The 12054-nt window shown below is 61.7% G+C and carries 5 protein-coding genes; all 5 read left to right on the top strand.

Annotation, left to right across the window (positions count from 1 at the left end; all coding sequences use genetic code 11):
• Positions 1 to 177 precede the first annotated feature (177 nt).
• The gene (gene rpoB / locus MWN76_RS18805; protein WP_250464330.1) at positions 178 to 4251 is read left to right on the top strand and encodes a DNA-directed RNA polymerase subunit beta; all 4074 of its coding nucleotides are present in this window, start codon (positions 178 to 180) and stop codon (positions 4249 to 4251) included.
• A 103-nt stretch (positions 4252 to 4354) separates the two neighbouring features.
• Positions 4355 to 8584 (top strand): DNA-directed RNA polymerase subunit beta', encoded by a 4230-nt coding sequence (gene rpoC / locus MWN76_RS18800; RefSeq protein WP_250464328.1) that lies wholly within the window; start codon positions 4355 to 4357, stop codon positions 8582 to 8584.
• A gap of 274 nt (positions 8585 to 8858) precedes the next feature.
• Entirely contained in the window at positions 8859 to 9233 is a 375-nt protein-coding gene (gene rpsL / locus MWN76_RS18795; protein ID WP_067150990.1) for a 30S ribosomal protein S12, read from the top strand.
• Between the two features lie 113 nt (positions 9234 to 9346).
• Positions 9347 to 9817, top strand: a complete 471-nt coding sequence (rpsG, locus tag MWN76_RS18790; RefSeq protein WP_250464326.1) for a 30S ribosomal protein S7 — start codon at positions 9347 to 9349, stop codon at positions 9815 to 9817.
• 108 nt (positions 9818 to 9925) lie between these two features.
• Complete coding sequence (gene fusA / locus MWN76_RS18785) at positions 9926 to 12034, top strand: elongation factor G (protein WP_250464324.1); 2109 nt, start codon at positions 9926 to 9928, stop codon at positions 12032 to 12034.
• Positions 12035 to 12054: the final 20 nt, after the last annotated feature.

Here is a 12054-nt window from a genome sequence, read left to right as displayed (position 1 = left end):
ACCGCAGTCCGCGCGTTACTGAAAAGCGCCGCTGCCGGAGAGGTTTCCGGACAGTGTAGCGAATACTGCACTGCCCAGAGACTTCTCGCCCGGGCGAGTTTACGTCGCCGGCACGCTGTGCGGGTGCCGGGGCAGAGCTCCACGAAGTCTTGTCACCGATCAAGCTGGGGAATATGAATGGCTTACTCATACACTGAGAAAAAACGTATCCGCAAGGATTTTGGCAAACTGCCCAAGGTCATGGACGAGCCTTTCCTGCTTGCGATACAGCTGGATTCTTATCGCAAATTCACACAGGCCGACAACCGTCCCGATGACCGCATGGACGTGGGCCTGCAGGCCGCGTTCAAGTCTGTATTTCCGATTGTCAGTTATTCCGGCAATGCGGCGCTGGAGTATGTGAGTTACCAGCTGGGTAAGCCGGCATTCGACGTCAAAGAGTGTACCCTGCGCGGCGTGACCTACGCCTGCCCGCTGCGCGTGCGCGTGCGCCTGATCATTTACGACAAGGAATCTGCCAACAAGTCCATCAAGGACATCAAGGAGCAGGAAGTGTACATGGGCGAAATTCCGCTCATGACCGAAAACGGTACCTTTGTGATCAATGGTACCGAGCGCGTGATCGTCTCCCAGCTGCACCGCTCCCCGGGTGTGTTTTTCGATCACGACAAGGGCAAGACCCACTCCTCCGGCAAGCTGCTGTACGCCGCGCGCGTAATTCCCTACCGCGGCTCCTGGCTGGACTTCGAATTCGATCCGAAAGACCTGGTCTACGTGCGTATCGACCGCCGCCGCAAGCTGCCGGCGACCATCCTGCTGCGCGCCCTGGGTTACAGTTCCCAGGAAATGCTGGAGATGTTCTTCGACACCAGCAAGTTTGAACTGCACGAAGAGAACTGCAGCCTCGAACTGATCCCGTCGCGCCTGCGCGGTGACGTCGCCTCGTTCGATATCAAGGACGGAAAGGGCAAGGTCATCGTCGAGGAAGGCCGCCGTATCACCCCGCGCCATATCCGCCAGTTGGAGAAAGCCGGCGTCGAGCGCCTCGAAGCACCGCTGGAATACCTGCACGGCCGCGTGCTGGCACACGACATCGTCGACGAGTCCACCGGCGAGGTAGCGATCGAATGTAATACCGAGATCACCGACGAGGTGGTGGGCAAGCTGCGTGTACTGGGAGTGAACAAGTTCGAGACCCTGTACACGAACGATCTTGACCGCGGTCCGTTTGTCTCCGATACCCTGCGCGCCGACCCGTCCCGCACCCAGCTGGAAGCGCTGGTGGAAATCTACCGCATGATGCGCCCGGGGGAGCCGCCGACCAAGGAGTCCGCCGAGTCCCTGTTCGAGAACCTGTTCTTCACCGACGAGCGCTACGACCTGTCCGCGGTCGGTCGCATGAAGTTCAACCGCCGCCTGGGGCGCGACGCCGAGACCGGCGAAGGCACCCTGAGCCGGGAAGATATCGTCGATGTACTGAGAACGCTGATCGATATCCGCAACGGCCAGGGCATGGTGGACGACATCGACCACCTGGGTAACCGCCGCGTGCGTTCCGTGGGAGAGATGGCTGAAAACCAGTTCCGCGTGGGCCTGGTGCGCGTCGAGCGCGCGGTCAAAGAGCGCCTGTCCATGGCCGAGTCCGAAGGCCTGATGCCGCAGGACCTGATCAACGCCAAGCCGGTGGCCGCCGCGGTGAAGGAATTCTTCGGTTCCTCGCAGCTGTCCCAGTTTATGGACCAGAACAACCCGCTGTCGGAAGTGACGCACAAGCGCCGCGTCTCCGCGCTCGGCCCGGGCGGCCTGACCCGCGAACGCGCCGGCTTCGAGGTGCGCGACGTGCACCCGACCCACTACGGCCGCGTGTGCCCGATCGAGACGCCGGAAGGCCCGAACATCGGCCTGATCAACTCGCTGGCCACCTACGCCCGCGCCAACCACTACGGCTTCCTCGAGAGCCCGTACCGCAAGGTGGTGGACGGCCAGGTAACTGATGACATTGAGTACCTGTCCGCGATCAACGAGGCCAACTACGTGATCGCCCAGGCGTCCGCCGCGGTGGACGACGGTGGTCGCTTCACCGACGAGCTGGTCAGTGTGCGCCACCACAACGAGTTCAGCCTCAAGCCGCCGGCGGAAATCCAGTATATGGACGTGTCCGCCAAGCAGGTGGTTTCCGTGGCCGCTGCGATGATTCCGTTCCTCGAGCACGACGACGCCAACCGCGCCCTGATGGGCTCGAACATGCAGCGCCAGGCAGTACCAACCCTGCGCCCGGACAAGCCGCTGGTGGGGACCGGCCTGGAGCGCACCGTGGCGCGCGACTCCGGTGTCTGCGTCGTGGCCAGGCGCGGCGGCGTGATCGAGCGCGTCGACGCCAGCCGCGTCGTGGTGCGTGTGCGCGACGAAGAGGTGGAGGCCGGTGATGCGGGTGTGGATATCTACAACCTGACCAAGTACACCCGCTCCAACCAGAACACCTGCATCAACCAGCGCCCGATCGTGAACACCGGCGACGTGGTGATGCGCGGCGATATTCTCGCCGACGGCCCGTCCGTCGACCTGGGTGAGCTGGCCCTGGGCCAGAACATGCGCATCGCGTTCATGCCCTGGAACGGTTACAACTTCGAGGACTCCATCCTCATCTCCGAGCGCGTGGCACAGGAAGACCGCTTCACCACCATCCACATCCAGGAACTGACCTGTATTGCCCGCGACACCAAGCTGGGCAGCGAAGAGGTCACCGCGGATATCCCCAATGTGGGTGAGTCCGCGCTGAACAAGCTGGACGAGTCCGGCATCGTCTATATCGGTGCCGAGGTGGGCGCCGGCGATATCCTGGTGGGCAAGGTGACGCCGAAGGGCGAGGCCCAGCTGACGCCGGAAGAAAAGCTGCTGCGCGCCATCTTCGGTGAGAAGGCATCCGACGTGAAAGACACCTCCCTGCGCGCGCCGTCCGGCACCCGCGGTACCGTGATCGACGTGCAGGTGTTCACCCGCGATGGCCTGCAGAAGGACCAGCGTTCCCTGGATATCGAGAAGGCGCAGCTGGACGAAGTGCGCAAGGACCTGAACGAAGAGTACCGCATCGTCGAGGGGGCGACCTTCGAGCGTCTGCAGGCGGCCCTGGAAGGCCAGAAAGTCGCCGGTGGCAAGGGCGTCAAGAAAGGCGACGTGCTGACCGCCGAAGTACTGGCCGAGCTGCCGCGCGAGGACTGGTTCAAGCTGCGCATGAATGAGGAGAGTCTCAACGAGCAGCTGGAGAAAGCCGAGGCGCAGTTGAAAGACCGCCGCAAGTTGCTCGACGAAGCCTTCGAGGACAAGAAGAAGAAACTGGAGTCCGGCGACGACCTGGCGCCGGGCGTGCTGAAGATCGTCAAGGTCTACCTGGCGATCAAGCGCCGCATCCAGCCGGGTGACAAGATGGCCGGTCGCCACGGTAACAAAGGTGTGATCTCCGTGATCAAGCCGGTCGAGGATATGCCCTACGACGAAAACGGCGAGCCGGTCGACATCGTCCTGAACCCGCTGGGTGTGCCGTCGCGGATGAACGTGGGCCAGGTACTGGAAATGCACCTGGGTATGGCCGCCAAGGGCCTGGGCGTGAAGATCGACCGCATGCTCAAGGAGCAGCAGGAAGTCTCCAAGGTCCGCGGTTTCCTGGATGAGGTCTACAACACCACCGGTGGCCGCGTCGAGAAGCTCGATGAGTTGTCCGATGAGGAAGTGCTGGCGATGGCCCACAACCTGCGCAAGGGTGTGCCCATGGCGACACCGGTCTTCGACGGTGCCGACGAGAGCGAGACCAAGAAGCTGTTGCGCCTGGCGGACGTGCCGGATTCCGGCCAGATCACCCTGTACGACGGCCGTACCGGCGACGCCTTCGAGCGCCCGGTTACTGTGGGCTATATGTACATGCTGAAGCTGAACCACCTGGTGGACGACAAGATGCACGCGCGTTCCACTGGTTCCTACAGCCTGGTCACCCAGCAGCCGCTGGGCGGTAAGGCACAGTTCGGTGGCCAGCGCTTCGGTGAGATGGAGGTCTGGGCCCTGGAAGCCTACGGCGCCGCCTACACCCTGCAGGAAATGCTGACGGTCAAGTCCGACGACGTGGAGGGCCGCACCAAGATGTACAAGAACATCGTGGACGGCGACCACCGCATGGAGCCGGGCATGCCCGAATCCTTCAACGTACTGGTCAAGGAGATCCGCTCGCTCGGCATGAACTTCGAGCTCGAGCACGAATAAGACCGGTATCAATCGGATTCAGTAGATACAGCCGGCGGCGCGCAGTACCGCCGCCGGCAACCCGGCCAGCCCGGGTTGACTACCCCCTAGTGGAGGAAAGGCCTTGAAAGATTTGTTAAACCTGGTGAAAGACCGGGAACACCTGGAAGAGTTTGACGCTATCCGTATCGGTCTGGCTTCGCCGGACATGATTCGCTCCTGGTCCTACGGCGAAGTCAAGAAGCCGGAGACCATCAACTACCGTACCTTCAAGCCCGAGCGCGAAGGTCTGTTCTGCGCCAAGATCTTTGGTCCGGTCAAGGACTACGAGTGCCTGTGCGGCAAGTACAAGCGCATGAAGCACCGCGGCATCATCTGCGAGAAGTGCGGCGTGGAAGTGACCAAGGCCAAGGTGCGCCGCGAGCGCATGGGCCACATCGAGCTGGCGAGCCCGGTGGCGCACATCTGGTTCCTGAAGTCGCTGCCGTCCCGTATCGGCCTGCTGCTGGACATGACCCTGCGCGATATCGAGCGCGTGCTCTACTTTGAATCCTACGTGGTCACCGATCCGGGCATGACCACCCTGGAGCGCGGCCAGCTGCTGAATGACGAGCAGTACTTCGAGGCGATGGAAGAGTTCGCCGACGAGTTCGAGGCCAAGATGGGCGCCGAGGCCATCCAGGAGCTGATGCACGATATCGACCTGCCGCAAGAAATCCAGCGCCTGCGGGAAGAGATCCCGGCCACCAACTCCGAGACCAAGATCAAGAAACTGTCCAAGCGCCTGAAGCTGCTGGAAGCCTTCTACAAGTCCGGCAACGACCCGGAGTGGATGATCATGCAGGCGCTGCCGGTACTGCCGCCGGACCTGCGCCCGCTGGTACCGCTGGACGGCGGCCGCTTTGCGACCTCCGACCTGAACGACCTGTACCGCCGCGTGATCAACCGCAACAACCGCCTGAAAAGGTTGTTGGAGTTGAACGCGCCGGACATCATCGTGCGCAACGAAAAGCGCATGCTGCAGGAATCCGTGGACGCGCTGCTGGACAACGGTCGCCGCGGCCGCGCCATCACCGGCTCCAACAAGCGCCCGCTGAAATCCCTGGCCGACATGATCAAGGGCAAGCAGGGCCGTTTCCGCCAGAACCTGCTGGGTAAGCGTGTCGACTACTCCGGCCGTTCCGTGATCGTGGTCGGCCCGACCCTGCGCCTGCACCAGTGTGGCCTGCCGAAAAAAATGGCCCTGGAGCTGTTCAAGCCGTTCATTTTCGGCAAGCTGGAAACCCGCGGCCTGGCCACCACCATCAAGGCGGCCAAGAAAATGGTCGAGCGCGAGGAAGCGGTGGTGTGGGACATCCTCGACGAGGTGATCCGCGAGCACCCGGTACTGCTGAACCGCGCCCCGACCCTGCACCGCCTGGGTATCCAGGCGTTCGAGCCGGTGCTGATTGAAGGCAAGGCCATCCAGCTGCACCCGCTGGTCTGTGCCGCCTACAACGCCGACTTCGACGGCGACCAGATGGCCGTACACGTGCCGCTGACCATCGAGGCGCAGATGGAAGCCCGCGCGCTGATGATGTCCACCAACAACATCCTGTCGCCGGCCAACGGCGAGCCGATCATCGTGCCGTCCCAGGACGTGGTGCTGGGCCTGTACTGGATGACCCGCGAGCGCGTGAACGACAAGGGCGAAGGTATGTCCTTCTCCGACATCAAGGAAGTGAGCCGTGCCTTCTACGCCGGGCAGGTGGGCCTGCAGGCGAAAATCAAGGTGCGCATCCGCGAAGTGGAAATCGGCGAGGACGGCGAGAAGCACGGAAAGATCACGCTGCAGGACACCACGGTCGGCCGCGCGCTGCTGTGGAATATCGTTCCGGACGGCCTGCCGTTCGAGCTGGTCAACCAGCCGATGAAGAAAAAGGCCATCTCCAGGGCGTTGAACCAGTGTTACCGCCTGGTGGGCCTGAAGGCGACCGTGATCTTTGCCGACCAACTGATGTATACCGGTTTTGACTTCTCTACCAAGTCCGGCTCCTCCATCGGTGTGAATGACTTCGAGATCCCGGCCGCCAAGGCCGAGCTGATCGAGAGCGCCGAAGAGGAAGTGAAGGAGATCGAAAGACAGTTTGCCTCCGGTCTGGTAACCGCTGGTGAGAAGTACAACAAGGTCATCGACGTCTGGTCCCGCACCAACGACAAGGTGACCCAGGCGATGATGGCCGGCATCAAGAAAGAGCCGGTCGTGGATCGCGAGGGCAAGGATACCGAGCAGGATTCCTTCAACTCCGTGTACATGTACGCGGACTCCGGTGCCCGTGGTTCCGAGGCGCAGATTCGCCAGCTGGCCGGTATGCGTGGCCTGATGGCGCGTCCGGACGGCTCTATTATCGAGAACGCCATTACCGCGAACTTCCGCGAGGGGCTGAGCGTACTGCAATACTTCATCTCCACCCACGGTGCCCGTAAAGGTCTGGCGGATACCGCACTGAAGACCGCCAACTCCGGTTACCTGACCCGCCGCCTGGTGGACGTTGCCCAGGACGTGGTGATTACCGAGCCGGATTGCGGCACCGACGACGGCCTGACCATGGCGCCGGTGATCGAGGGCGGCGATGTCATCGAGTCCCTGGGTGACCGTATCCTGGGGCGTGTCGTCGCGCGCGACGTGGTGAAGCCGGGCAGCGAGGAGATCGCGATTCCGGCCGGTACCATGATCGACGAGGCCTGGGTCGAGCGTATCGAAACCATGGGTATCGACGAGGTGATCGTGCGTTCGCCGATTACCTGTGAAACTGCCCACGGTATCTGTTCCCAGTGCTACGGCCGCGACCTGGCGCGGGGCCACAAGGCCAACTCGGGCGAGTCGGTCGGTGTTGTCGCCGCCCAGTCCATCGGTGAGCCGGGCACCCAGCTGACCATGCGGACCTTCCACATCGGCGGTGCGGCGAGCCGCGCCTCCATGGCGGACAGCATCCAGGTCAAGCAGGAAGGTACCGTTCGCCTGCACAATGTGAAGACGGTCAAAGCCGAAAGCGGCGTACTGGTGGCGGTATCCCGCTCCGGTGAGCTGGCCATCGCCGATAGCGCCGGTCGCGAGCGCGAGCGCTACAAGCTGCCCTACGGCGCCGCCATCTCCGTCGATGAAAACGCCAAGGTGGACGGCGGCCAGATCGTCGCCAAGTGGGATCCGCACACCCACCCGATCGTGACGGAAGTGGCCGGTTGGGTGAAGCTGTCCGGTATGGAAGACGGCCTGTCGATCCGCAAGCAGACCGACGAAATCACCGGCCTGTCCTCGATCGAGATCATCGACCCGGCAGAGCGCCCGTCCGCGGGTAAAGACCTGCGTCCGGCGGTGACCCTGGTGGACGAAAACGGCGAGGAACTGACCCTGGCCAACAGCAACGCGCCGGCGCACTACGCGCTGCCGGCCCGCGCGATCGTCAGCCTGAAAGACGGTGACAAGCTGAACATCGGTGACGTCGTGGCCCGTATTCCGCAGGAATCCGGCGGTACCAAGGACATCACCGGTGGTCTGCCGCGGGTTGCCGACCTGTTCGAGGCGCGCAAGCCGAAGGAGCCGTCCATCCTGGCGGAGATCTCCGGTACCGTGTCCTTCGGTAAAGAGACCAAGGGCAAGGTGCGCCTGCAGATCACCCCGACCGATGGCAAGCCGCTGGCGAACGGCAAGGATCACTACGAGGTGCTGATCCCGAAACACCGCCAGCTGACCGTGTTCGAGGGCGAGACGGTGGAGAAGGGCGAGGTCATCTCCGACGGCCCGTCGAACCCGCACGATATCCTGCGCCTGAAGGGCGTCGAGGAGCTGGCGCGCTATATCACCAACGAGATCCAGGAGGTCTACCGCCTCCAGGGTGTGGGCATCAACGACAAGCACATTGAAACCATTGTGCGCCAGATGCTGCGCAAGGTGGAAATCACCGAGATGGGCGATTCGGAGTTCATCAAGGGCGACCAGGTCGAGTACCAGCGCGTGGTGGAAGAGAACGAGCGCCTGCGTGCCGAGGACAAGCAACCGGCCCAGTTCGAGCGCCTGTTGCTGGGTATCACCAAAGCGTCTCTGGCCACCGAGTCCTTCCTGTCCGCGGCCTCCTTCCAGGAGACTACCCGGGTACTGACGGAAGCGGCGGTGACCGGCAAGGAAGACAGCCTGCGTGGCCTGAAGGAGAACGTCGTTGTGGGTCGCCTGATCCCGGCCGGTACCGGCCTGGCGCACCACACCGAGCGCAAGCGCAAGCGTACCCTGCAGTTGGAAGAGAGCTTCGGCGAAGGCCCGTCCGCCGCCGAGGTGGAAGCCGCCCTGACCGAGGCCCTGAAGTCCTCCGGCGAGTAATCGCTGGGACCGCGGAGCTCGGGGGCGCTCGCCGCCAGCTCCGCTTGCGGGCCGCAGGGCCTTCGCATCTGACTGCTCGGGCTTTGCTCGAGAACCCGAAGGTCGAGGTTAGCACTCACTTCCCTCAACCGATTGACTGCGCGGGCCGCCGCCTATAGAATGCGGCCCCCGCTTATGTGGGGTGTACTGCCTGGCCGCTACAGCCGGCAGCACACACAGACGACTGGGCCCCCGCTTTTCAGGTGGGGGCGTTTTATTTTTGGAGTGATTTTTAATGGCAACGATCAACCAGTTGGTTCGTAAGCCGAGAAAACGCAAAGTCGAAAAAAGCGACGTTCCCGCCCTGCAGGCCAGCCCGCAGCGCCGTGGAGTCTGCACTCGCGTGTACACCACTACACCGAAGAAGCCGAACTCCGCACTGCGCAAGGTTTGCCGTGTGCGCCTGACCAACGGTTACGAAGTGACTTCGTACATCGGTGGTGAAGGCCACAACCTGCAGGAGCACAGCGTGGTACTGATTCGCGGCGGTCGTGTAAAAGACCTGCCGGGTGTGCGCTACCACACTGTTCGCGGTGCACTGGACTGTGCCGGCGTAAACGATCGCAAGCAGGGCCGTTCCAAATACGGTGCCAAGCGTCCCAAAGGTTAATAAGCCTTAAGACTTATTGCGTTTCGGTTTTCCAACCGGAGTAAGGCCGAGCTCGCCGATTTGTATTGATGTACGGCGGCGTCTCGGAGTAACCCTGAAGAGAGGCAATTCTCATGCCGAGAAGACGAGTAGTCGCCAAGCGCGAAATACTGCCCGATCCCAAATTCGGGAATGTCACCCTGGCCAAGTTCATGAACCACGTCATGATCAGCGGCAAGAAATCTGTTGCAGAGAGCATCGTATACGGCGCCCTGGACACGGTTTCAGAAAAACTCAACAAAGACCCGATCGAAGTTTTCGAGGAGTCCCTGGAAAACATCGCGCCGATGGTGGAAGTGAAGTCCCGCCGCGTTGGTGGTGCGACTTACCAGGTGCCGGTAGAAGTGCGTCCTTCGCGTCGCATGGCACTGGCAATGCGCTGGCTGGTTGAGTTCTCCCGCAAACGCGGTGAGAAATCCATGTCCCTGCGCCTGGCCAACGAAATGATCGACGCTTCCCAGAACAAGGGCGGCGCTGTCAAGAAGCGTGAAGACGTTCACCGCATGGCGGAAGCCAACAAGGCGTTCTCTCACTACCGCTTCTAAGCCTCATGACCTTTTTGCACCGCATAAAAAGCGCCATGAGACATTAATACCGAAAGGCAGCACGGAAAATTCCAGGCTGCCTTTTGCCGTTATATCGAGGATACAACTGTGGCACGTAAAACGCCTATCGAACGCTATCGCAATATCGGTATCTGCGCCCACGTAGATGCCGGTAAAACCACCACGACTGAGCGGGTCCTCTTCTACACAGGTCTGTCCCACAAAATCGGTGAGGTGCACGAAGGCGCCGCCACCATGGACTGGATGGAGCAGGAGCAGGAGCGCGGTATCACCATTACGTCCGCGGCGACCACCTGTTTCTGGGCCGGCATGCAGCAGCAGTTCCCGCAGCATCGCGTCAACATCATCGATACTCCCGGACACGTGGATTTCACCATTGAAGTCGAGCGCTCCCTGCGGGTACTCGACGGCGCGGTAGTGGTCCTGTGCGGCTCCTCCGGTGTGCAGCCGCAGACCGAGACCGTGTGGCGCCAGGCCGACAAGTACGAAGTGCCGCGCATGGTGTTCGTCAACAAGATGGACCGCGCCGGTGCCGATTTCAAAATGGTTGTCGACCAGCTGCGCAGCCGCCTGAATGCCAACGCTGTTCCGCTGCAGATGACCATCGGCTCTGAAGACGAATTCAAAGGCGTGGTCGACCTGGTCAAGATGAAGGCCATCCTGTGGAACGAAGACGACATGGGTATGACCTTCGAGTACGGCGACATCCCGGCCGAACTGCAGGATACCTGTGACGAAATGCGCGAGTACCTGGTGGAAGCGGCGGCGGAAGCCAGCGAAGAGCTGATGGAGAAATACCTGGAAGAGGGCGAGCTTTCCGAAGAGGAAATCAAGGCCGCCCTGCGCCAGCGTACCCTGGCCAACGAAATCGTGCCGGTTCTGGGCGGTTCCGCGTTCAAGAACAAGGGTGTACAGGCCGTGCTGGACGCGGTGATCGAGTACCTGCCGGCGCCGACCGAGGTACGTGCGATCGAGGGCACCCTGCTGGACAAGGATGAAACCGTCGAGACCCGCGAAGCGGACGACAACGCGCCTTTCGCCGCGCTGGCGTTCAAGATCGCCACCGATCCCTTCGTCGGCACCCTGACCTTCTTCCGTGTCTACTCCGGCAAGCTGGAGAGCGGCACCGCGGTGTACAACTCCGTGAAGCAGAAGAAAGAGCGTGTCGGTCGTATGGTGCAGATGCACTCCAAGGATCGCCAGGAGATCAAGGAAGTGCTGGCGGGCGATATCGCCGCGGCGATCGGCCTGAAGGACGTGACCACCGGTGACACCCTGTGTGCCGAGGACGCCAAGATCGTGCTCGAGCGCATGGAGTTCCCGGAGCCGGTAATCTCCGTTGCGGTAGAGCCGAAGTCCAAGGCCGACCAGGAGAAGATGGGTATCGCGCTGGGCAAACTGGCCCAGGAAGACCCGTCCTTCCGCGTGAAGACCGACGAGGAAACCGGCCAGACCATTATCTCCGGTATGGGCGAGCTGCACCTGGATATCATCGTCGACCGCATGAGGCGCGAGTTCAACGTTGAAGCGAATATCGGTAAGCCGCAGGTGGCCTACCGCGAAACCATCCGCAACAACATCGAAATCGAAGGCAAGTTCGTTCGCCAGTCCGGTGGCCGCGGCCAGTACGGTCACGTATGGATCCGTTTCGAGCCGTCCGGTGACGAGTCCGAGGAAGGTCTGGAGTTCGTCAACGAGATCGTGGGTGGTGTGGTACCGAAGGAATACATTCCGGCGGTACAGAAAGGTATCGAAGAACAGATGCAGAACGGTGTCCTGGCGGGCTATCCGCTGCTGGGCCTGAAAGCGACCCTGTACGACGGTTCCTACCACGATGTGGACTCCAACGAAATGGCGTTTAAAATTGCCGCTTCCATGGCGACCAAGCAACTGGCCTCGAAAGGTGGTGCAGTGCTGCTGGAGCCGATGATGAAAGTGGAAGTGGTGACTCCGGAAGAGAACATGGGTGACGTGGTCGGCGACCTGAACCGCCGTCGCGGCCTGATCCAGGGTATGGAAGAGAGCTCTGCCGGCAAGGTCGTGAACGCGGAAGTGCCGCTGGCGGAAATGTTCGGTTACGCAACCGACCTGCGTTCTGCCACCCAGGGTCGCGCCACTTACTCCATGGAGTTCCTGAAGTACGCGGAAGCGCCCAAAAACGTAGCCGATGAGATCATCGCTAAAACCAAGGCCTGATTTTCAAGGTATTAGTCTTT

The organism is Microbulbifer litoralis (genome assembly GCF_023634065.1).
Classification (GTDB): Bacteria; Pseudomonadota; Gammaproteobacteria; order Pseudomonadales; family Cellvibrionaceae; genus Microbulbifer; species Microbulbifer litoralis.
This window is presented reverse-complemented; position numbering and strand designations above follow the sequence as displayed.

Excerpts from the sequence above, each read along its gene's own strand:
- rpoB (WP_250464330.1), top strand. The coding sequence starts at position 178 with ATGGCTTACTCATACACTGAGAAAAAACGTATCCGCAAGGATTTTGGC.
- rpsL (WP_067150990.1), top strand. The coding sequence starts at position 8,859 with ATGGCAACGATCAACCAGTTGGTTCGTAAGCCGAGAAAACGCAAAGTC.
- rpsG (WP_250464326.1), top strand. The coding sequence starts at position 9,347 with ATGCCGAGAAGACGAGTAGTCGCCAAGCGCGAAATACTGCCCGATCCC.